This window comes from Fusicatenibacter saccharivorans (assembly GCF_027667425.1).
GTDB lineage: Bacteria > Bacillota > Clostridia > Lachnospirales > Lachnospiraceae > Fusicatenibacter > Fusicatenibacter saccharivorans.
The window spans coordinates 67,333-89,445 of record NZ_JAQEGR010000002.1 but is presented as its reverse complement, the minus strand read 5'-3'; the positions used below and the strand labels follow the sequence as shown (position 1 = coordinate 89,445).

The following is a 22,113-nucleotide window of genomic DNA, read 5'->3' as shown; positions in this document are numbered from 1 at the left end:
GAAAATCTCCTTTTATTCTCAAATGCCTCGGAATGTAAAGGTAAATTCCAGTTTCTGGTCAACCGGAATCAGGTATTCCGGATGGGTCTGTGCACCCCAGCTGTCGTCTCCTCCGACACCCATCTGCTGTTTTGCCACGCGCACAACGGTGTAATGTACCTGCGGCAGTTCATACGGATGCATCGCATTTTCCAGCTCGTGCGGTGTGTACGGCAGTGCGGAAAATTCCATCTTGTCGCCGCTGAACATCATACCACGGCCCTTGCGGTTCGTCACGGTTGCCCAGCGTACACCAACCTTGTTGCCGCACTCCTGCGGAACGAGATATTTCGCCATATTGTCTTCGACTTTATTCTTATAAACGCCAAGCTTTGCTCCGGCGCAGCGGTCCACATACGTCTCCTCCGGTCCCATGCCATACCAGGTAACGTGGTCGTAATCGGCATCCAGCTTGAACATCACGCCGAATTCCGGCATATCGCCGAGCTCTTTCACCGGATCATACGTCAGCGTCGTCTGAATGCTTCCATCGCCGAAGACACGGTAGGTCAGACGGCACTCACTCGCCGGTGTGGTCGGCATCACATAGCGGTAGCTGACTTCCGCGCAGTCCTCGTGCACCTGGATTTCCGGCGCATACAGGCCCGGGTAGTGACCGCCGTTCGGATATTTGTGGGACAGATACATGGAAGCAATCTTCCACTGACTGTAGCGCATCGGCATCAGACTTCCGCAGTCATTGTCGATCGGCGCACGCCAGAAGTTCGGCTTCGGAATCATTTTAATCATCTCGACACCGCCATAACGGTATGATACGAGTCCGCCGTTCAGATCCGAGAACATCACATCGAAGTTTTCTCCGCGTACCCCAAAATCATGGTTGGAACGGATCACTTCAAATTTTGCCGGTTTTTCTGCTTTTGCAGATGCTTCCACTTCATAAACGCCCTGTCCGAATGCTACTTCGTGGCCGCGTTTTCCCCATACGGTATCTTCCTTCAAGCGGAAGGAAACGGTCACCACATACTCTCCCGGAAGTGTCTGTACCGCGATCGGCAGCTCCACCATTTTTTCCGAAAGCGGCTCCACCGAAACTTCCATCGGCACTTCTTTCAGTTTCTTTCCTTCTTTTTCGAGAAGTACTACGCATGCAAATGTATCGGTATTCACAAACAGGTTTTTATTTTTTACAACCGCCTTGTCTTTCTGCACGTCAATGGAAATATTCTGATAGCAGAATTTTACTTCCTGCATCTTCGGAGACGCGTCGCGCTCGCCGCCGTATACGATACCATTTCCACTGAAGTTATAATCACACGGATGGTCGTCAAAATCACCGCCGTACGCCTGGAACTCTTTTCCGTAGCGGTCTTTCTTATAAATCGACTGATCGATATAGTCCCAGATAAAGCCGCCCTGGAACATTGGCTCTTCCTCGGTCAGATCCATATATTTCTTCATCGCGCCGCAGGAATTTCCCATGGCATGGGCATACTCACAGCAGACATATGGCTTTCTGCGGTCTTTCGCTAAAAATTCCCGGATCTCGTTGACCGTGGTGTACATCCGGCTTTCCATATCGCTGGTGTCGTTGTATCTGCGGTCATCGTTCACTCCCTCATAATGGACAAGGCGGGTCGGATCCATCTTCCGGTATAACTGAGACATTTCAAAAATAACCTTTCCGCCGAACGATTCATTTCCGCAGGACCAGATCAGAATCGCCGGATGGTTTTTGTCTCTCTGATACATCGAGTTGACACGGTCCAGCATGCAGTCCATCCACTCCGGACGGTCGCACGGTACGACACCGGAGAAATCCCCGTTCCGTACGGCATCCGTATCTCTCGTTCCATGAGATTCCATGTTGCACTCTGCAATCATGTAAATACCGTATTCATCGCAGAGATCGTAAATGCCGACCGCATCCGGGTAATGGCAGGTACGGATGGCATTGATATTATTCTGCTTCATCGTCGTCAGATCTTTGATCAGCTCTTCCCTTGATACGACACGGCCGGATACCGAGCTGAACTCGTGGCGGTTGACGCCTTTAAAAACAACCCGCTTCCCATTCAGTGTCATGATGTGGTCTTTCATTTCAAAGCGGCGGAATCCAACTCTCTGTGGAATCAGTTCCTGCACCGTTCTATCCTCTGCGGTCACTTCCAGCAGAAGATCATACAGCACCGGTGCTTCCGCAGACCACAGTTCTGGATGATCCACCTTCAGAACAAACTGTGTTTCACCATGCAGCACACCTTCCGTACTCTGCAGTACAGTTCCATCCTTCGCCAGCGTAAGCTTTACGTTTCCTTTTCCGATCGTTTTTGTATCAACGACAAGATCTGCCCTGGTAAACGTATCATCCAGCAGAGTCTGTACTTTCAGGTCAGAAATATGTACATCTGGAATCGTATACAGATAGACATCCCGGTAAATACCGGAAAAGCGGAAGAAGTCCTGATCTTCGCACCAGCTGCCGCTTGTCCACTTGAATACCTGCGCCGCCAGTTTGTTTTCTCCCTCTTTCAGGTACGATGTCAGTTCAAACTCGGACGGCGTAAAGGTATCCTCGCTATAACCGATAAAAGCTCCGTTCAGCCATACGGCAATGCCGCTCTCTGCTCCCTGGAAAGAAACAAAAAGTCGTTTCCCCTTCATCTGTTCCGGCACTTCAAAATATTTCACATAGGAAGCCGTCGGGTTGAAGCGTTCCGGAATCTCGCCCGGCTGGATTTCTTCTCTTCCCTCCCATGGGTACTGCACGTTAGCATACTGCGGTGCGTCGTAACCCTCCATCTGGATATGCGCCGGCACACGGATATCATCCCATGTTCTGCAGTCATATTCCGCTGTTTCAAATCCCGGAATCGTGCTCTCATAGTTTTTTGCATAGTGAAATTTCCACAATCCATTCAGACTGTACCGGAAGTTTTCCACCTTCTGCTCCATTTCTTCCACAGAACCATAGTATCTGTGGTCCGAATGTGCCGGCACACGGTTTTCTCCAAAGTATGTCGGATTCTTGACTTTTTCATACTGAAACACACCCATTTTTATTGTCCTCCTTTTTTGCTTCTCTTATTTTAACATTTTTTAAAGCTTTTATCGTAAAAAAAAGGCAGATATTCATCCAGAAAATAAATATCCACCTTTTCTTTTTTGTGTACCCTCAAAATTTTCCGTACGATTACAGCCCAATCTAATCTGTTCTGTCCATGTGGGAAAATTTTTACTTTACAGCACCTGTGATACCTTCCGTAAAGCTCTTCTGGAAACAGAAGAAAATGACTGCGGTCGGAATCGTACAGATAAATACACCGAGCATCAGTACACCATAGTCTACCGTGTAGCCACCGAGCAGGTTCGCTACCAGCATCGGCATGGTAATGGAATCATTGTTCTGTAAAATAACCTTTGGCCACAGATAGTTGTTCCATGCATTCATGAAGGTGATGATCGTTGCTGCCGCATAGGTCGATTTCATGGTCGGCATATACATGCGGAAGAAAATTCCTGTCTCGCTTAAACCATCCAGTCTTGCCGCTTCGATGATATCGTGCGGGAAAGAACGGGAAGCCTGACGGAACATCATAATCATAAACGGAGTGGAAATCGAAGGAAGCATAAATGCTGCCATCGTGTTGACCATTTTTAACTGTGAAAACATACGGAACATCGGGATCATGATTGCTGCGAACGGGATCATCATCGCAGTCAGAAGCACGGTAAATACCGCATCTTTCGCTTTGTCATGATAAATTTCAAATCCATAACCTGCGATTGAGCAGACCAGAAGACAAAGGACCGTCAGTACCGTTGCATTCCGGAACGAGTTCCACAGTGCAAGACGCAGGTTCTGCTGCGCAATCAGTGACTTGAAGTTTTCCATCAGATAAGTACCCGGAATCAGTTTTCCGGCAATAACATCAATACTTCTGTTCGTAGACGCGCAGAACATATAGTACAGCGGAAATACAGAAAGGAGGGATGCTACCGTTAAAACCAGATACATGAAGAATTTCTTTGTTTTTCCCATTATCGCTCGTCACCTACTTTCATCTGAAGCAGTGCCAGAATGGCTACCATGATCAGGATCAGGATGGACATTGCTGCCGCATAGCCAAAGTTCGGGCTCTGTACAAAGGACATATTGTAAATATAATGAGACATGGTCATGGTTGATTTTCCAGGACCTCCGTTTGTCAGGTTCAGGGACTCATCGAACAGCTGCAGAGTACCGTTGGTAGAAGTAATTGTGGTCAGCAAAATCATCGGTTTTAACAGTGGAACGGTGATCTTGAAGAAAGTCTGCAGCGGGCTTGCGCCGTCGATTTTGGCTGCTTCGTAGATCGAATATTCAATGTTCTGCATACCGGAGAGATAGAAGACCATGTTGTATCCGGTCCATCTCCAGATCAGGGCGATGATGATAACCGCACGGGCTGTCCACGCATTGGAGAACCACATGATCGGGTTCATGCCGAGGCCGCGGAGAACGGTGTTGATAAAACCGTCATTTGCAAACAGGGAACGGAAGATCATCGCGTAAGATACGAGAGATGTTGCGCACGGCAGGAAAATGCAGGTACGGAACAGTCCCTTAAAACGCAGATCTTTGTTGTTCAGCATGGAAGCAAACATCAGGCCGAGGATCAGCATGATCGGCACCTGAATAATCAGATAAAAGAAGGTGTTGCTTAAGGTCTGTTTAAAGGTCGGGTCTTTTAAAATACGGGCATAGTTTGCAAATCCGTTGAATTTCAGGTTGATGCCCATACCTGTCTGTAAAGACAGGATGAATGCCTGAATCATCGGATAAAAGCTCATCCATGCGATCAGGATCGTTGCCGGCATCAGGAAAGCCCAGCCGGTAAGATTCTGTTTTCTTTCCAAGTTCATTCCTTTTTTCTTCTGACTGCTCATGGAATCTTCCTTTCTTTTTTTACCTGGCGTGTGTTTGAAAAAATCTTTTTGCAGACAACATTTCATGTTCTCCTGCAGAAATCATTTTTCAAACACACACCGCATAGATACAGAACGGGCCTGCTTCTGTCTGTCCAGGAAGCAGACCCGTTTCTTATCGTCCTACTTTTTTATGTATTGCAGGATATCAGCCACCCATGTTGAACTCTACAGTTTCCTGTGCGGTCTGAAGTTCGCTGTCCATATCTGCTCCTGTCTGGATGATATTGGAAAGTGCGGTTCCGACAGCATCACGTGCATCGTAGTAGAATGCTCCAGTGATGTTGGATGGAGTCTTGGTTGCGAAATCAACGATTTTTGCATAAACCGGGTCATCACTGAAGAATGCAACTGGCTGTGCATATGCTTCGGAATCTCCTGCCGGTGCCCAGGTTGCCAGAGCGCCTTTTGCGATGATGTCATCGTAAAGAGCTGTGCTGCCTGCGAAGGTAGATTTCATAAAGTCAATGGCAAGATCGGTTTTCTTGCAGTTGGAAGAAATTGCCCAGGAAGAACCACCGTTGTTGGAGTAGTTGGTTGCTCCGTCGATGCCGTCCAGTTTTGGCATATTGGTGAGCGCCCATTTACCGGACTGATCTTCGTTTGCTGTGATGGAAGCCATAATCCAGCATCCGTTGATAACGCCTGCTGTGGTTCCGTTGTTGATGGATGCAATGTACTGATCCCAGTCAGTAACCTCTACAAGAGTGCCATCTTTTACCATCTGGCTGTAAATCTCAAGGATTGGTTTCAGTGCTTTGTTGTCTACGATGTTGACAGATCCATCTTCGTTGAAAAGGGACTCACCGCAAGACTGCAGCATTTCCATAACAAGGTCCGGAGATCCGGCCTGAGATGTCAGGATCGGCTGGCCTGTTTTCTCTTTGACAACTTTTGCTTTCTCCATAAAGTCATTCCAGGTGATATCTGTGAAATCATCTACGGTGAAGCCTGCCTGCTCCAGCATATCAGTACGCAGGCACTCGATAACGGCACCATTGTCGAACGGAATTCCGTAGTTCTTCCCATCCAGAGTAGAGTAAGCAACTTTTGCGGATGAGAATTCGCTGAAATCAATTCCGGAATCGGTCAGATCGGTGAAGATGTCCGGATAGTTGGTTGCATATTTCTGGAAGGAGTTATCCTGCATCAGGAAGATATCCGGCAGAGTGCTTAAGTCTCCTGCGGAAACTGCTGTGGTCAGACGGGTTTCAATGTCGTCGGACTGTACTTCGCTGACTTCTACTTTGAATCCTTCGTGATCCTGTGCATAAATTTCAGCTGCTTTCTTGATCGCGTAAACGTTGAAGTTCGGGTCCCAGGTCCATACGGTTAAGGTGTTGTCATCATCAGAGCCGCCCTCTACTACGTCGCTGCTCTCTGATTTTGCAGTGGTTTCACTTGCTGCTGATGCATCGTTTCCGCCGTTGCTGGAACTTGTTGTAGTTCCTCCGCTGGAACCACATGCAGCCAGTCCAAATACCATTGCTGATGCCATTACGATTGATACAATTTTTCTTTTCATATTGCACATCCTCCTTAAGATGTTATTTTACAACCGGAACCTCCGCACTTTTTACAGCACAGAAATTTTTTGGTTGTTTTGTACATTTTTTATGTTTTTATTCCCTCAACATGTACAAAGTATAACATATTTTCCCGTCGTTTGTGCGCATTTTTAACTCTATGTTATGCATTTTCAACCATTTATAGGCATTTTGACGGACATCACCATCCTTCCTGTGTTTTTATATCAAAATTCAACAATTTTCGTTCATAATGTTCCGGTGCACTTCGCCACTGCTGTGGAGATACACCAAGAATCCGGCGGAAATTACGGTTAAATGTAGAAATTGTTGTGAATCCGCTTCGCATTGCAATCTCATTTACAGAAATATTTGTTTTCCGCAGTTCCTTACATGCCGCCCGGATCCGGACCCAGTTAATGTACTCAACCGGCGTCATCCGCATGGATTCCTGAAAAATACGGCGCAGATGTGTTTCGCTGATATGACATACCTCTGCCAGCTCCTCAATTCGAAGAATCTCTTTATAATTTTCTCCAATATAATCCAGCGCAGGCAGAATCAGAGCGATACTGGCATCATCTACAATAGAATTCTTTTCCTGCTCCTCGTCCCTTTCATTCCATCTGGCAATCTGCATCAGAAGCGCTCTGGTCAGTCCTTTCACTTCCTCGAGATAAAATTCCCGTTTTTCACCCATGCATTTAATGATCAGTTTGATCATCTCCGCGACCTCCGGCCTTTCCTCATTTTTCACAAAATGGGCCTTCTGGTTAATACGCGCAATCAGCTTTTGTGCCATGCGCATATTGCCCTTATACAGCTCTGTAATAAATCCTTCCACATCCACAAACACCCATGCCCAGGAACATACACTGTTTTCTTTTGAGTTTGTTGTATGCGGAAAGTTTTTCGGCACCACCGTAAACATACCGCCATGATACGGCAGTTCCTCATCTTCCAAAACAATCGTTCCCTCACCGTAATAGCAGAAACCGATCTCCATCAGGTTATGAAAATGCAGATAATCAATCTGGTACCCATAATTCTGCAACCATTTTTCTCCCTGCAGCACCAGCACCGGGCATTTTTCCGGCACTTCGTAATAGCGGTATTCCATTCTGGGCTTTTTCTTTCTGCTCATATCCGTACCTGCTTATTCTACTTTTTTCTGAATCATCGCCAGAAACACGAGCGGTTCTTCCCCTGCGCAGGAAACCGCATGGCCGCTGCCGTCCTCGCAGAACGTCGTCATGCCCGCCTGCACCGGGTAGGTTTTGTCGTTATCCTGATACATACCCGCACCGGACAGGATGTGATACGCTTCTGTCTCCCCATGATGCTCATGATACGGAAGCTCATCACCCGGTAAAATCGTTACTTTTGCAAAGAGTGTCACCTTTCCGGAAAGGCGTTCGCCCTCCAGCAATTTTTCTGTTGTGTGTCTGTCTGCCATTGTTCATGTCCTCGTTTTCGTAATCTTTTTTTGTTTTCCCTGTCTCCATCCTACACCAAATAGCGTAAGATTCGATCTTCTCTGTGTTTTTATTATATTCTCTGCTTCACCGGAAGACAATGAGATTCACCAAAAACGAGCAACTTTTTTCCGTCAGCCTACAATCTTTCCTCTGTCAATCTCCACCGTCGTATCGCACAGTGCTGCGATGTCTTCCCGGTTGTGGCTGGCCAGAAGAATCGTTTTTCCTTCGTCTTTCAGTTTCAAAAACAGCTGCCGCATCTCCTGCACGCCCTGGTTGTCGAGACCGTTCATCGGTTCGTCTAGGATCAGAAGAGAAGGTTCTTCCATAATCGCCTGTGCAATGCCGAGGCGCTGGCGCATACCGAGAGAATATTTACCGACATGCTTCTTCGCTTCCGGATCCAGCCCGACTTTTCGGATAGCCTCATCGATCTCTTTTTTTCCGGTCTTCCTGCGGATGCCGGCAAGAAACTGCAGATTCTGTCTGGCGCTGTAGCCCGGAAGAAAACCCGGCGTCTCGATGATGGCGCCAATACTCTCCGGCGCTTCGATCTCTTTCCCGATCTGCTTTCCATCCACAAAAACCGCGCCATCGTCCACCCGGAGAAATCCGCAGATGCATTTGAACAGAACCGTCTTGCCGCTTCCGTTTCTTCCGATCATTCCGTGAATTTTTCCTTTTTCAAAGCTCAGGCTGATCCCGTCCAGCGCCGCGTAGCTGCCAAACTTTTTTGTCACGTTTTCTATTCTTATCTTTTCTTCCATTCTTTCAGATTTCCTCCACAAAGTTCAGATCCTTTTTCCGGATCCCGAGATACGAAAGGATCGTGCATGCGCCGATGACAATTGCAAAGACACTGTAAACATATGCTATCGACGGCCCGTTTCCATACCCCTGCCACTTGTAGCTTGCAATATTCATCCAAAGCGGCGGCGCGCAGTAATAGCCGATTGTGATGCTGGAAAATTTGCTCAGCAGAAGCGCGGTGAGTGCGATGCCGCAGTTGATGACGATTCCAAATCCTCTGTGTACCAGAAAATTTCCTGCATAACTCACAACGCCTGTCATAACCGACAGGCACCAGATCGCAAGCATTGTGAGCCCCATGGCCTCCTGCGGCGAAAATCTCGAAAGGATCAGGTAATCCAACGGTTCCTGGTCAAAGGTATATGCCGCATTCGTCTGAGCCAGCGTACTGATCACCTTCCCCCATCCGGTTTCCCACCCTACATTCGGAAACACAAGCAGTACCGGAATCATACTTAAGCATATGGTGTAAAAAAAGGAAACAACCACAATGTACAGCATGTTTCCCCAAAACCAGCTTTTCCGCCCGGCCCGCAGAATCTGCCACCCGCTGTTCGGTTCCAGAAACGGAGCATCACAGAAAAGCAACAGAGCCCCAAAAGCGATGATAATCTGGTCTCCATTATATCTGGTCATAAACGGCAGCATCCAAAAAGTCACATCAACTCCGGTCTGCTCGCAGAAGCCTCGAATACCCGCCGTCATTACATGAAAAAGGATCGCAATCCACAACAGCGCAACATAAAACCGTGGTGTTGTGAATGTTTTCCGCAAACGTATCTGACATACCCGAAGGCTCATCCGTATTCTATCCATTCTGCGCCCTCCTCTTTACCACTTGTACGAAAATTACACCTTCCATCCCTGTAAGAATAAGGAAATAACCAGCTATCACAAAAAAGTCTTTAAAATTCCGTATACTTCCCCCATGGAGCTGGTACCACCTCATCTGACCCGGCAGCTGCAGCGCTTCTGCTACAAGCTGGCTTGCATAATAAAAAAGAGCCGGTGTGCTGACCAGCACGAACAGATTTTTTATTTTCCCCGATATCATAAGCGCAAAAACTGCCATAAATGCATATTTGACAGCCTCAACTCCAAATCTTGCGGCAAGGTAAAACGGCAGAACGAGTCCATTTCCATAGCTTAAACCGCCTGTTAATGTTTCAAGCTCTTCTTTTTTTATCCACGGTATTTTTAATGCCAAAACGCCATAAACAACTGCCATTCCCAGAAAAATGCTGATCACAGAGCCGAAAAAGGCAACCACCAGATGCGACCAGCAATATGCTGTTCTCCCTATGCGTGTCTCAATGCATCTAAGATAGCCATTTCTGCTGTCTTCCCAATAGCTCAGCGCAAACGGCAGCACAGCCAGCACAGAAAACACTTCAAAAAATGCACCCACACCATGGCTGCTGACAACCAGGTAATATACCGATACATTCCACCGGCTCTGCATTGCTTCCTGACTGATGTTCAACACAGTAACCAGTATCGCACCTGCGATGGCAAAATAAAATTTTCCTGATAAAAACATTCTTTTAAAATCCATTTTTATCATTCGAAAAAAATTCATGAAAGATCACCTTCTTTCTGTTTTGATTTTCGAGATGGTTTTATCGGTTGATATATTCCATCCCTTGAAACTTCTCTTCGCCTCTATAAAAGATGTGACCCCGCTTAGCCCGGAGCCACATCTTTCACAAAAGTAATTTATTCTTTGAGTAAATCATAAAGCTCAGACAAACTCACCCCGCAATTTCCCGTCCATCCAGTGCATTGATGTAAACATACTGTTCGATCTCATCTTCTATAAATCGAAACTGCCACGCAGGAATCATATCACACATCCAATGCCCCGTTTCATTTCTTCCCGTTGTCATTGGGTAATAAATCAGTTTCATCTGATCCAGCGTAATCGGCTCGGCAATTGCCAAATCATACTTATTTCTCAGCGTTTCCAAAATAATATCTTTTTCCGCAAGAGATACCGGTTCCTTTTCCCGAATAGCATAGTGATTAACTGCTTGAAGATATTGAATTCCGCCCTCCGTTATAACAGCCTGTATTTTAGATGACGGAATATAAAGATCATCCTGCCGGTTAATTTCATTGCATAATACAGGAACCCCATTCAGATATCCCTGAAAAAACAACAGGAAGCAATCATCTGCTTTTGACCACTCATATTTCTGAATCTTCTGAGGCTTTAGCAATTCTCCATTCTCGATTGCCTGTTCCATTAATTCCTGCTGTTTTTCCATCTGTTTATACGAAAAACTGTATTTACTGGTCAATTCAACTTTTTCCCAGTCTCCAATCCATCTAACAAACTCTTTTCCTTCCTCTATCAGCTTTTCTTCGTCTTCCAATGAAATTTCCTGCTCATTGTCTCTGACCAAAATCCCTTCACCATAGGCTGATGTAATATATTCAACAGGTAAATTATAATAAACTTTTTTCCCTTCTTCCGTTTCCACTCCTAATATATTACTGACAGACACCGTTCCATTTTGATTTTTTAATTGTTCACCAAGTGTTCCCTCATACGAATAACAAACATCCGGCTCTCCCATGTCTCCTTTTCTTGTTTCCAATCCACTTTCCGGAATTTTCCCAAGTATTTTATTGAACACACTTTCTCCTTGAAATCCATCCACTTCTATCACACATTTTTCAAACTCGTTCCATTTTTTGTCCGGCATGTCAACAACCGCATCAATTTTTGCCTGGCTGCCAAGCTGAAAACGGATGTGCTCACCATTGCTTAATTCCTGATCCTTTTCATGTGTCACATTTGTTTCCGTTTCATCATTGCTGATAGAACTATTCCGTTCTTCTCCATTTTCCTGTTTTTCTACTTGCTGCAAATTTTCTGCCTCATTCCACATATTCTGACAACCCGTAAGAATCAACAATATCGTCAGAACTCCCAACACTTTCTTTCCCATATATCCCCTCTTTTCAAAATTTCGTTCTTTCTCTTCTGTTACTCGAAGCATAACGAAAATTTTCTCCATCGTCAACGGATCTGGGATATCATGCTCTATCTGGGATAATCGGTACAGATAGCAAAAAACATAAGACTTTGTTCTTTGAAATCCGCATTTTTTTTGCTTCCTTCATACAAACAAAGTCTTTTTTATTACGTTTTATCTTATTTTATCGGAAATACTGCCTCTGCGCAAAACAAATCTCCTGCCTCATAATACTTTAACGCGCCACCTACCTTTTGCATCGTCCGTTTTACACTTTTATGCCCAATCCCGTGGCTGCTTGTATCTTTCTTCGTCGTATTCAAACTTGAATTTTCATTTAAAACAGATTTCTCTATTTTGTTTTGAATCTCCAACCGAAGATATCCCATTTTTTCCTCTACAAAAATTATAATTTCTTTCTTCTCTGTAACTTTCCGCTCTGCTTCAATCGCATTATCCATAAGATTTCCAAACACAGAGCAAAACTCCAAATCATCAATTCCTTCCATTTTGCTCAGAATCGTACATTTCACATCTACTTTTTCACTTCTCGCAAGAGTAATTTTTGTATTAATCATAGAATCCACATAACTGTTTCCGGTCTGAATCAGTGTCTGCACATCTTCAATTTTCTGATTAATTTTTTCCCATACCTTTACCATTTCCGACTGCGGCATGGTCTCCATTGCCTCTTGCAGAGGTAAAAGATAATTTTTCAAATCATGTTTAAATTCTCGTAATTCTTCATTACTTCTCTTAATAATTTCCATACTTTCCTTTGAATATTTCTCTTTTTCTTTCATCAGTTCATATTCTAGCTTTGTTTGATTATCCTTGCTCATTTGCTGTACTATAAAGTACATAATCAGGCACATCAGCCAGATACAGCATACGCACAGCAAAATCCATTTCTGTTCCTGCATCTGCACACTTGGCAGATCTCTTACTACCAAAATCATAGTATCTCCCGCAATAATTGAGAAAACAAGGTTGCATCCCATGACAATCCATTGCCAGCTTATCAGATTCTCTCGTTCAAACAAAAGACTATTTAGTAATTTACCAACAAAAAAATAAGAAATTTTTGATAATAGCACGAGCGCAATTCTTACTGTATCCTGATCTTGAATAAACGATGCAACACTTTCTTGAAGGATAAAACTGCCGCCGAAAAGGATCGCTGTGTTTACCATCATCAATACTGCTCTCGCAACTACCGCTGCAGTAACCTTTCTCAGAACACTTCCCTGTGTACCCACCATCAAATAGACAAAAAGCCAAATCAATGTGATCCACATTTCCCACCTGTCATATAACGCAGGATACTTTTCCAACGCAGGAAAGATTAGCCCAAATAGCACTGCAATTCCCCACAAAACTTTACCTTTTTTCCCTCTGGGTTTCTGCTGCATAAAATCCATGCAGAATTCCAACAAAAGTATGTTTTCCCAAACAGAAATTGCAAGTTCAAAGACCTTCCAAAATGCTGCACTCATTCCATCACCACTCCCATAATTTTCATTCGAACCTGATTCAGATAATTTCTGCTGACAGGAATGCTTTTCCCGTTCAATAGCAGAAGTTCTTTTTCGCGCAACCGATATACATAGTTCATGTTAACCAAATATCCTTTATGGGTCCTTACAAATTTATGCGCTTCTAGTTTTTTCTCCGCTTCTGACATTTTCATCCTTACGCGAATCGCCTCATCCCTCGTATCTTTTTCCCGATAAAAAAGCAGATAGTTCTTCTCGCTCTCCACAAACCAGATATCACGCAATGCAAGTTTTACACTCTGACGCCCTGTCTGCAGTTCTATTTGGGGAACTTTCTTTCCTGCCTTTTTCTGCAGTTCCAGCAGCTGCGGCTCCAGTTCCTCATCCAGATGTGCCTTGCGGATAAAAAAGAATGGATGATACACCAATGACTGAAACACCAGATCATCCTTATTCGATACAAACACAATGCAACATTCCCTGTTCCACTTTTTCAGATACGATGCAACCTCAAATCCATTCACTTCCGGCATATCGATATCAATAAAAAAAACAGAAATCTCATCAAGATTTTTGATTCCTTCCAGCATCTCCTTCGCAGATACGTAGCACTCCATTTCCACTGCAATCTTATGTTTCTGACATAAACCTCGAATTCTGATTTCCAGTTTATCTAAAAATGCTTTATCATCATCGCATAAAATTAAATTCATTATTTTCCCCCATACTCTTCTTATCGAAGATTCTACTTCTCAACAGCATACCAAATTTTTTCTTTTACCTCAAGCAATCTGGGATAACCCGCAGTATTTGGGATAAGCCGCAACGTAAAACAGCACCCGAATCATTTTGACTGATGCAGGTGCTGAAATGTATGGATTCTTTTTTCTGTGTTACGCCACGACATCCTCGAACTGCGAATTGTAAAGGTTTGCATAGAACCCATTCTTCGCGAGCAGCTCTTCATGGTTGCCCTGCTCGATGATATCTCCGTCCTTCATGACAAGAATCAGATCCGCATCGCGAATCGTAGACAGCCGATGGGCAATGACAAAGCTTGTTCTGCCCTTCATCAGGTTATCCATTGCTTTCTGGATCTCGATCTCTGTTCTGGTGTCAACGGATGAGGTCGCCTCATCGAGAATCAGGATCTTATTGTCTGCAAGAATTGCTCTTGCGATCGTCAGAAGCTGTTTCTGTCCCTGGGATACATTACTTGCATCCTCATTCAGCTCCATCTGGTAGCCGCCCGGCAGGGTCTGAATGAAATGGTGTGCCCGCGCAGCCTTCGCCGCTGCAATAACTTCCTCATCCGTGGCATCTGGCCGGCCGTAGCGGATATTTTCCATGATACTGCCTTTGAACAGCCACGTATCCTGCAGCACCATACCAAAAGCATCGCGAAGCTCTCTGCGGTTGAAATCCCTGATATTGTGGTCATCCAGAAGAATTGCTCCGCTGTTTACATCATAATAACGCATCAGCAGCTTAACCATCGTCGTTTTTCCTGCTCCGGTCGGGCCGACAATGGCAATTTTCTGACCCGGTTTTACCTGCGCGCAGAAATCATGAATGATGATCTGATCCGGATTGTATCCGAACTGTACATGATCAAAGGTTACCGCTCCTGTTACCGTCCCAATATCAGCCGGATTTTCCGTGGTCTGATCCTCTTCCTCTTCGTTCAGGAATTCAAAGACACGCTCGGATGCCGCCGACATCGACTGTACCATGTTGATCACCTGCGCAATCTGCTGGATTGGCTGGGTAAAGTTTTTTACATACTGGATGAATGCCTGGATGTCACCGATTGTAACCACGTTTCGAATTGCCAGCAGGCCTCCGGTCAGCGCCACACAGGCGTAGCCCAAATTCCCGACAAACATCATAATTGGCTGCATCATACCGGATAAGAACTGCGATTTCCATGCGGAATCATAGAGAATGCTGTTGGTTTTCTCGAACTCTGCAATGGTATCCTTTTCACGGTTAAATGCCTTAATTACAAGATGGCCGCCGTAAACCTCCTCAACCTGTCCATTAATATGACCCAGATATTCCTGCTGGTCACGGAAGAATTTCTGGGATTTCTTCGTCACCAGTCCGATCAGCCCCATGGAAATCGGCAGGATCACAAGTGCGATCAGCGTCATCAGCGGAGAGATACTCAGCATCATGATCAGAACGCCGACCAGCGTTGCCACAGACGTGATAATTGTAGTAATACTCTGGTTCAGTCCCTGACCCAGTGTGTCGACATCGTTGGTAATACGTGAGAGCACTTCGCCATAGGTACGGCTCTCAAAATATTTCATCGGCATGCGGTTGATTTTCTCCGAAATTTCCTTTCGAAGCCGATAACATACCTTCTGGGTAACACCGGTCATGATCCAGCCCTGGATGAAACTGAACAGGGCGCTCATCAGATACAGGCCAAGGGTAAACAGCAGAATTTTTCCGATTTTCGTAAAGTCAATGCTGCCTGTCCCTCTGATTTTTTCCATCAGTCCCTCGGACAATGCCGTTGTTGCTTTTCCGAGGATTTTTGGTCCCGCAACGTTGAACACGGTCGAACATGCGGCACAGAGCATAACGACAAAAATCGCAATTTTATATTTTCCGATGTACTGTGCAAGCTGTTTGATCGATTTTTTCAGATTTTTCGGCTTCTCGCCCGGCTGCATACCGCGGCCCATGCCTCCCATCGGTCCTCTTTTGCGCGGCTGCTGATTTCTCTTGTCACTCATGGTCAGCCACCTCACTTTCTATTCCAAGCTCCTTTGCCGAAAGCTGGGATTTTGCAATCTCCTGATAAACCTTACAGTTCTTCAGCAGTTCCTCATGCGTACCTTTTCCGACTACCTTTCCGTCATCGAGCACCAGAATCTGCTCCGCATGGAGAATCGTGCTGATCCGCTGTGCCACGATGATCACGGTGCTGTCTTTGACATTCTCCGCCAGTGCTTTTCGAAGCGCCGCATCTGTTTTCAGGTCAAGTGCAGAAAAGCTGTCATCGAAAATAAAGATTTTCGGATCCTTTGCAATCGCACGCGCAATCGCCAGACGCTGCTTCTGTCCGCCGGACACATTCGTTCCGCCCTGGGAAATCGCGGTCTCATATTTATCATCTTTTGCTTCAATAAACTCTGTTGCCTGTGCAATCGCGGCTGCTTTTTCGATCTCGGCATCGGTTGCATTTTCTTTTCCGAAGCGCAGGTTCGATGCGATCGTTCCCGAGAACAGCACGCCTTTCTGCGGCACAAAGCCAATCTCGTCGCGCAGATCCTTCATGGTAATGTTTCGGATATCTTTCCCATCCAGGGTAATCTGTCCGCCCGTCACATCGTAAAGACGCGGAATCAGGTTTACCAGCGTTGATTTTCCGCAGCCGGTACTTCCGATAATTGCCGTTGTCTTTCCCGGCTCCGCCACGAAATCAATATCATGCAATACATCCTCTTCTGCTCCCGGATACCGGAAATTGACATGGCAAAAGCGAACAACACCATTGTGTACGTCTAATTTTTCCGGCGTTTTAGCATCCTGAATCGAAAGCTCTGTCCGGATAACCTCATCGATACGACCTGCGGCAACCGCAGCACGCGGCAGCATGATAGACATCATCGTCAGCATCAGGAAGGACATAACAATCATCATGGCATAGGTAATGAACGCTGTCATTGCGCCGACCTGCATCGTACCCTCATTGATTCTGTGTGCACCAAACCAGACAATTCCTACGGTCAGTACATTCATAATCATCATCATACCGGGCATCATAAAGGTCATGACACGATTGGTAAACAGTGTCGTCCCGGTCAGCTCCCGGTTTGCCGTATCAAAGCGTTCTTCTTCTTTATCCTCTCTTCCGAATGCACGGATAACGGAAAGTCCGGTCAGGATCTCACGGGAGACCAGATTGATGTTATCTACCAGCTTCTGCATCTGTTTGAATTTCGGCATTGTAATAGATACAAGCAGCATGACATAGCTGATAATCACAATAATTGCCAGTACGATAATCCAGCCCATGCCGGCCCCTGTTTTTACCACCTTGACCACACCGCCAATACCAAGAATCGGCGCATACGCAATCATGCGCAGCAGCAGCACCGATACCATCTGGATCTGCTGGATGTCATTGGTACTTCGCGTAATCAGAGATGCGGTGGAGAATTGATCCATTTCCGCATTGGAAAACCCAACAACCTTTTTGAACACCTGATCTCTCAGATCACGACCGATTCCGGCAGCGACACGGGATGCAAACAGTCCGACAAAAACCGTTACCACACCCATCAGAAGTGCCATGCCGACCATCTTAAGACCCGCCGTCAGAAGATACGACTTCTGAATCCGGTCGATATCAAGTCCCGCCGCTTTATCTGCGGAAACCGCATAGGCAATTCCCATCGATTTTACCAGGGAGCTTCCCATCGTATCGAGCGTTTTTTCCATGCTATCGCGCATCGAAAGCACGTCATCCTTCTCCATCTGTCCACTCTCGAGCATAGACGCAAAAATCGGACGGACATCTACGCAGGTCACTTCCACCTTGTTTCCATCCTCATCTTCTTTTTCCTGCCGGAAGCTCTTCAGCTCCACATGCATCATCTCTCCGATCTGCTCTATCGTCATGTTTTCAAACACGGACGCATCCTGACCGGTCTGCTGTGCCACGAGCTGTTTGAAGGCAGTTTCCTCCATCGCACCCATCTGGTAATTCATAAGGAGTGCAACGGTCAGCGTTTCATCCGCTGTATCTAGTTCTTTTTCGGAAGCTTTGTTCCGTTCGTAATAGCCGTCCTTTTTCGTATAAAGGCTTTCCCACAAGTCTGCCTCATCATCCGTCATGATGAACTTTGCTGTCTGAAATTCTTCCTCTGTGATTCGTTTCGGTGTAACGTGCTCAACACCGCTGTTCTGAATGCCCACATCGATGATGTCGGATGTATACGACGGGAGCGACAGGTCGCACCACGCCTGGACAAACAGAAGCACAAGAATCACGAGAATCGATTTCCAGTACGGGATCATGTTCTTGAAAATCTTACTCATTTTTCCCCTTTCTGTCTTTTTTTGTGTACCAGCTTGCCGGCACACTAATTCTGTCGTTTTCGGGTGTCAATTTCTTTTTCTGCGATCTCATAGATACGATCCAGATAATCAACCAGCTGATCTATATCCTCTTCCTTTAACTGTGACATCACAGAGCAGCCAAAGTCCTGCATTCTGTCCCGTACCTCTTCCCCCTTTTTCCAGCCCTTCTCTGTCAGACTGATATACGTATTTCTGCGGTCTTTTTTGTCAACGCTCCGCTCTACATATCCTTTTTCTTCCAGCCCGCGCAGTGTGCGCGACACAGCCGGCGGAAGTGTTTTGGTCTTCGCCGCCAGCTCTGAGCTTGTAATTTTTCCGTTTTCTCCCATTTGCAAAATCGCACCCATAACGGAAAATTCGGAACTGCTGAGTCCCGGAATCAGGTCTGATACGTTCAGTTTTTTAAACTGGTGCACCGCACGAAACAGTTTTTCAAATGCATCTTTCATATTATCCCCCTCCTTTTTGCGCAAATACTTAACAGTGTTATTTATTTACGCATGTTAAATAATAACACCGGCAAATTTCCATGTCAAGAAATTTGCCGGTGTTTATGTTTTTTTTAGAATTTACGCTACTCAAATAGAATTTGACAAACGCTGCCATTTTGTTTAGATTAGAAGCAAATACGAAAGGACATCTTCATTCCCATGCCAGGTTTTATTTTACATCTCACCGCAGCCCAAATGCTGTTAAAGCACCTCCCGTCCCACCCGGATTTTCCATATCCGATTTCATCGGTAAATGATTTTCTAATCGGAAATCTTCTGCCGGATGCGACGCAGCAGAAAGAATCCTCCCATTTCCGCGATCCGCTTTACCGCGAAAAAATGATGGTATTCCCGGATCTTACACGGTTTACAGCGAAATACCGTTCACTTCTGCCAGATTCGAGCGCACTGGGATATTATTTTCATCTTTATATTGACCGGAAATTTTTTAAGGATTTCATTCCTCAGATTGTGGAATTTTATAATGCGGATGGGGAAATTACAGATATGAGAGATGAGATTACAACGGTTTATATCAAAAAATCGCGGACATCCATTCCTTTTTCCAGATATCTCACGGAGGAGTATTATTACGGGGACTATACACGAATGAATACATATCTTGTCAACCGCTATTGCATCCCGCTCGATCTCAATCCTAACGTCACGAACCCTGGAATCACAGAAATTCCGTATGAGAACGTCCAACAGGTACTTGACCTCCTCCATCACTTCCTCTCCGTCCCGCCGGAAGCCGCGCAGGATCTGAAGGTCTTTCCGCTTGAAGAGCTGCTTGCGGCACTGGAGCAATATGTAGAAGAGTTTTTGGCTGTGCCGAATAAGTATATTCCATAATTTTCCATTTAAAAAGGAGCAGAATCCACACCGGATTCCGCTCCTTTTTCAGAATGTAATTTTTCCGTTTTCTCTTACACTACCTCTTGAACGATCCCTTCTCTGTCATCCGTATCCATTTGTTTTTTTCTTCGATATTCCGTCGGTGTCCTCCCATAATATTTCTTAAATGTTTTGCAAAAATAATCCATATTTTCAAATCCCGTCTCGCCGGAAATTACAGTTATCTTTTTCTCCGTCGTGGCCAGAAGCTTTGCAGCCTCCTGCAGACGATACTTCACCAGATAATGCACCGGCGTATCGTGAAGATATCTTCGGAACAGATTCAATGCCGTACTTTTGCTCACCATAGCCTGCCCGGCGATATCCTCCAAGGTAAGATTTTGTCGGAAATTTTGATGAATATATTGCATCATCAGCTGTGTTCTTCCCTGTGAGGATGCCGTATTTTCTCTTTTTTTCTGCAGCACTTCCGAATCCATGTGCAAATAAAGCAAGTGCCACAATTCCTGCGTCAGAAATAAAGTAACCAGTTCCCGGTCTTTGTCTGATTCCTGCGCTTTGAGAATTTTCTGCATGAGCTCCAGTGCTTCTGCCTGCCATTTTATTTCCCTGCAAAAGACAATGCAGTCCACCTTACATGCCTGTATCGGTGCAATGTATTTTTTGTAAATCAGGCTGTCTGCCGGAGCGAGAAATGTCGGTTTCAGAACGAAATTTGGCACAATCGCATGGCCTTCAGAAAAATAGCGATGCAAAATCTTTGAGTTAATAAAAATGCCCGTTCCCTGTCCCAGTGAAAACTGCTTTTCGCCAACCCAGAAGGTTGCTGTTCCCTCCTGTACAAAAACAAACTCAAACTCCACATGCCAGTGCCATTCTACACAATGAAAATCAAACAACGCAAGATCGTCGTAATACAATTGAAACGGATACTCACTGTTTCCATGCTGTATCGTTTCCATCATGGTTTCATCCGTTTGGATCTTGTTATAAAATGTATTAAATTCCATCTTTCCCCGCCTCCGTTTTTCAGGCACGCCCCTCTCTATTTTACGATATTATACAATAAACAGACGATATATTCCAGTGAAAGCGACACTATTTTACGTTATTATACAAAAAGAATCGTTGTCGCTCCATGGAACACGGTGAACGGCAACGAAACGAACACTACGGCCGCAGCAGTTCTGCCATTTTAAAAAACGGAGTATATCATCATGAAAAAGAACTACCACAAAACCTTAATTGCCTGTTATCTTGGATTTATCACGCAGGCAATTTCTGCAAATTTTGCACCTTTACTATTTCTTACCTTTCACAGAACTTACCATATTTCTCTTGGAAAAATTGCGTTTATCTCGACAATATTCTTTTTCACACAACTTCTTGTCGATTTGTTCTGTGCCAGATATGTCGATAAAATCGGTTATCGCAGGTGTGTCGTTGCTTCTGAGATTCTTTCCGCCTGCGGCCTGATTGGACTTGCCTTTCTGCCCAATATTCTGCCAAATGCCTATGCAGGAATTTTGCTCAGTGCCATGATCTATGCCGCCGGAAGCGGACTGATTGAGGTTCTTGTCAGCCCAATCGTAGAGGCTTGTCCGTTTGACAATAAGGACAGCGTTATGAGTCTGCTTCACTCCTTTTACTGCTGGGGGTCTGTAGGTGTCATCTTACTCTCCACTGCTTTTCTGGCAGTTTTTGGTATGGAACGCTGGCCGATCCTCGCATGTATCTGGGCTGTACTTCCACTGTACAATACGTTTAATTTCCTTTCCTGCCCGATTGAATCACTCACCGGAAGCGAAGAAGGACTTACCATTCGTCAGCTGTGCCGTCTTCCCATTTTCTGGATTTCCCTTGTTCTTATGGTCTGCGCCGGAGCAAGCGAGATTTCGATGGCGCAATGGGCTTCCGCTTATGCCGAGTCTGCATTAGGTCTCTCAAAAAGCATTGGAGACATTGCAGGACCGTGCCTGTTTGCTGTGATGATGGGCATCAGCAGGACCTTCTATGGTAAATACGGGGAAAAAATTGACTTAACAAAATTTATGATCGCATCCGGTACACTTTGCCTGATCTGTTATCTGGCTGCAGCTCTCGCACCATATCCTCTTTTAAATCTTACAGGCTGCGTTGTGTGTGGTTTCTCCGTAGGAATTATGTGGCCGGGAACCATCAGTATTTCATCCTCTAAAATTCCACTCGGCGGAACTGCACTGTTCGCACTTCTCGCCATGGCCGGAGATATGGGCGGTTCCATTGGCCCATTTGTTATTGGATTTGTCACACAAAACACCGGCGACGATCTGAAGGCAGGTATGCTGGCCGGCTGCATTTTCCCTGCTGTACTGATTTTGTCTGTTTTTCTGCTCCGACAAAGGAACGCAGAGTAAAAATAAGCA

Annotated in this window: 18 protein-coding genes; 2 read left to right on the top strand and 16 right to left on the bottom strand. The window is 45.4% G+C overall.

Annotated features, from left to right (window positions below):
* Window positions 1-18 precede the first annotated feature (18 nt).
* From lacZ to PGS38_RS02460, 15 genes are all read right to left on the bottom strand, one after another.
* Window positions 19-3,057 (bottom strand): beta-galactosidase, LacZ type, encoded by a 3,039-nt coding sequence (lacZ, locus tag PGS38_RS02530; RefSeq protein WP_119188789.1) that lies wholly within the window; start codon window positions 3,055-3,057, stop codon window positions 19-21.
* Between the two features lie 178 nt (window positions 3,058-3,235).
* A complete protein-coding gene (locus PGS38_RS02525; RefSeq protein ID WP_243110768.1) occupies window positions 3,236-4,042 on the bottom strand; it encodes a carbohydrate ABC transporter permease in 807 nt (268 codons plus the stop codon).
* Complete coding sequence (locus tag PGS38_RS02520; protein WP_022461293.1) at window positions 4,042-4,929, bottom strand: carbohydrate ABC transporter permease; 888 nt, start codon at window positions 4,927-4,929, stop codon at window positions 4,042-4,044. The genes PGS38_RS02525 and PGS38_RS02520 overlap by 1 nt, the downstream gene beginning before the upstream one ends.
* Window positions 4,930-5,116: 187 nt before the next feature.
* Window positions 5,117-6,493: an ABC transporter substrate-binding protein gene (locus tag PGS38_RS02515; protein ID WP_117801878.1), complete on the bottom strand. Its 1,377-nt coding sequence runs from the start codon at window positions 6,491-6,493 to the stop codon at window positions 5,117-5,119.
* Between the two features lie 203 nt (window positions 6,494-6,696).
* Window positions 6,697-7,638 (bottom strand): AraC family transcriptional regulator, encoded by a 942-nt coding sequence (locus PGS38_RS02510; RefSeq protein WP_022461295.1) that lies wholly within the window; start codon window positions 7,636-7,638, stop codon window positions 6,697-6,699.
* A 12-nt stretch (window positions 7,639-7,650) separates the two neighbouring features.
* Window positions 7,651-7,950, bottom strand: coding sequence for a cupin domain-containing protein (locus PGS38_RS02505; RefSeq protein ID WP_022461296.1), 300 nt, complete (start codon window positions 7,948-7,950; stop codon window positions 7,651-7,653).
* Between the two features lie 153 nt (window positions 7,951-8,103).
* Window positions 8,104-8,739, bottom strand: coding sequence for an ABC transporter ATP-binding protein (locus PGS38_RS02500; RefSeq protein WP_173813290.1), 636 nt, complete (start codon window positions 8,737-8,739; stop codon window positions 8,104-8,106).
* 4 nt (window positions 8,740-8,743) lie between these two features.
* A complete protein-coding gene (locus PGS38_RS02495) occupies window positions 8,744-9,598 on the bottom strand; it encodes a hypothetical protein (protein WP_119188788.1) in 855 nt (284 codons plus the stop codon).
* Window positions 9,591-10,361 carry a hypothetical protein gene (locus tag PGS38_RS02490; protein WP_118699737.1) on the bottom strand — a complete coding sequence of 257 codons (771 nt, stop codon included), beginning with the start codon at window positions 10,359-10,361 and terminating at the stop codon, window positions 9,591-9,593. Before PGS38_RS02490 ends, PGS38_RS02495 begins: the two co-directional genes overlap by 8 nt.
* Before the next feature lie 172 nt (window positions 10,362-10,533).
* A complete protein-coding gene (locus tag PGS38_RS02485) occupies window positions 10,534-11,736 on the bottom strand; it encodes a hypothetical protein (protein WP_147399740.1) in 1,203 nt (400 codons plus the stop codon).
* A gap of 206 nt (window positions 11,737-11,942) precedes the next feature.
* Complete coding sequence (locus PGS38_RS02480) at window positions 11,943-13,259, bottom strand: ATP-binding protein (protein WP_119188784.1); 1,317 nt, start codon at window positions 13,257-13,259, stop codon at window positions 11,943-11,945.
* Window positions 13,256-13,972, bottom strand: a complete 717-nt coding sequence (locus PGS38_RS02475) for a LytR/AlgR family response regulator transcription factor (protein ID WP_118660557.1) — start codon at window positions 13,970-13,972, stop codon at window positions 13,256-13,258. The genes PGS38_RS02480 and PGS38_RS02475 overlap by 4 nt, the downstream gene beginning before the upstream one ends.
* Window positions 13,973-14,152: 180 nt before the next feature.
* Entirely contained in the window at window positions 14,153-16,006 is a 1,854-nt protein-coding gene (locus PGS38_RS02470; protein ID WP_118697295.1) for an ABC transporter ATP-binding protein, read from the bottom strand.
* Window positions 15,999-18,317, bottom strand: coding sequence for an ABC transporter ATP-binding protein (locus tag PGS38_RS02465; protein WP_118697294.1), 2,319 nt, complete (start codon window positions 18,315-18,317; stop codon window positions 15,999-16,001). Before PGS38_RS02465 ends, PGS38_RS02470 begins: the two co-directional genes overlap by 8 nt.
* Before the next feature lie 44 nt (window positions 18,318-18,361).
* A complete protein-coding gene (locus PGS38_RS02460) occupies window positions 18,362-18,808 on the bottom strand; it encodes a MarR family winged helix-turn-helix transcriptional regulator (protein ID WP_117804436.1) in 447 nt (148 codons plus the stop codon).
* Window positions 18,809-19,009: 201 nt separating this feature from the next.
* Between PGS38_RS02460 and PGS38_RS02455 the strand changes: the two genes are divergently transcribed.
* A complete protein-coding gene (locus PGS38_RS02455) occupies window positions 19,010-19,705 on the top strand; it encodes a hypothetical protein (RefSeq protein WP_270475848.1) in 696 nt (231 codons plus the stop codon).
* A 74-nt stretch (window positions 19,706-19,779) separates the two neighbouring features.
* On the opposite strand, the gene PGS38_RS02450 is transcribed toward PGS38_RS02455, so the two are convergent.
* Window positions 19,780-20,718 carry an AraC family transcriptional regulator gene (locus PGS38_RS02450; protein ID WP_118699729.1) on the bottom strand — a complete coding sequence of 313 codons (939 nt, stop codon included), beginning with the start codon at window positions 20,716-20,718 and terminating at the stop codon, window positions 19,780-19,782.
* Between the two features lie 207 nt (window positions 20,719-20,925).
* On the opposite strand from PGS38_RS02450, the gene PGS38_RS02445 reads away from it, so the two are divergent.
* Window positions 20,926-22,104, top strand: coding sequence for an MFS transporter (locus tag PGS38_RS02445; RefSeq protein WP_270475847.1), 1,179 nt, complete (start codon window positions 20,926-20,928; stop codon window positions 22,102-22,104).
* The last annotated feature ends 9 nt before the right edge of the window (window positions 22,105-22,113 follow it).

Coding starts and splice junctions, on each gene's coding strand:
- PGS38_RS02455 (WP_270475848.1), top strand. CDS start 19,010: ATGCCAGGTTTTATTTTACATCTCACCGCAGCCCAAATGCTGTTAAAG.
- PGS38_RS02490 (WP_118699737.1), bottom strand. CDS start 10,361: ATGAATTTTTTTCGAATGATAAAAATGGATTTTAAAAGAATGTTTTTA.
- PGS38_RS02495 (WP_119188788.1), bottom strand. CDS start 9,598: ATGGATAGAATACGGATGAGCCTTCGGGTATGTCAGATACGTTTGCGG.
- PGS38_RS02485 (WP_147399740.1), bottom strand. CDS start 11,736: ATGGGAAAGAAAGTGTTGGGAGTTCTGACGATATTGTTGATTCTTACG.
- PGS38_RS02520 (WP_022461293.1), bottom strand. CDS start 4,929: ATGAGCAGTCAGAAGAAAAAAGGAATGAACTTGGAAAGAAAACAGAAT.
- PGS38_RS02460 (WP_117804436.1), bottom strand. CDS start 18,808: ATGAAAGATGCATTTGAAAAACTGTTTCGTGCGGTGCACCAGTTTAAA.
- PGS38_RS02450 (WP_118699729.1), bottom strand. CDS start 20,718: ATGGAATTTAATACATTTTATAACAAGATCCAAACGGATGAAACCATG.
- lacZ (WP_119188789.1), bottom strand. CDS start 3,057: ATGGGTGTGTTTCAGTATGAAAAAGTCAAGAATCCGACATACTTTGGA.
- PGS38_RS02525 (WP_243110768.1), bottom strand. CDS start 4,042: ATGGGAAAAACAAAGAAATTCTTCATGTATCTGGTTTTAACGGTAGCA.
- PGS38_RS02465 (WP_118697294.1), bottom strand. CDS start 18,317: ATGAGTAAGATTTTCAAGAACATGATCCCGTACTGGAAATCGATTCTC.
- PGS38_RS02500 (WP_173813290.1), bottom strand. CDS start 8,739: ATGGAAGAAAAGATAAGAATAGAAAACGTGACAAAAAAGTTTGGCAGC.
- PGS38_RS02480 (WP_119188784.1), bottom strand. CDS start 13,259: ATGAGTGCAGCATTTTGGAAGGTCTTTGAACTTGCAATTTCTGTTTGG.
- PGS38_RS02510 (WP_022461295.1), bottom strand. CDS start 7,638: ATGAGCAGAAAGAAAAAGCCCAGAATGGAATACCGCTATTACGAAGTG.
- PGS38_RS02445 (WP_270475847.1), top strand. CDS start 20,926: ATGAAAAAGAACTACCACAAAACCTTAATTGCCTGTTATCTTGGATTT.
- PGS38_RS02475 (WP_118660557.1), bottom strand. CDS start 13,972: ATGAATTTAATTTTATGCGATGATGATAAAGCATTTTTAGATAAACTG.
- PGS38_RS02505 (WP_022461296.1), bottom strand. CDS start 7,950: ATGGCAGACAGACACACAACAGAAAAATTGCTGGAGGGCGAACGCCTT.
- PGS38_RS02515 (WP_117801878.1), bottom strand. CDS start 6,493: ATGAAAAGAAAAATTGTATCAATCGTAATGGCATCAGCAATGGTATTT.
- PGS38_RS02470 (WP_118697295.1), bottom strand. CDS start 16,006: ATGAGTGACAAGAGAAATCAGCAGCCGCGCAAAAGAGGACCGATGGGA.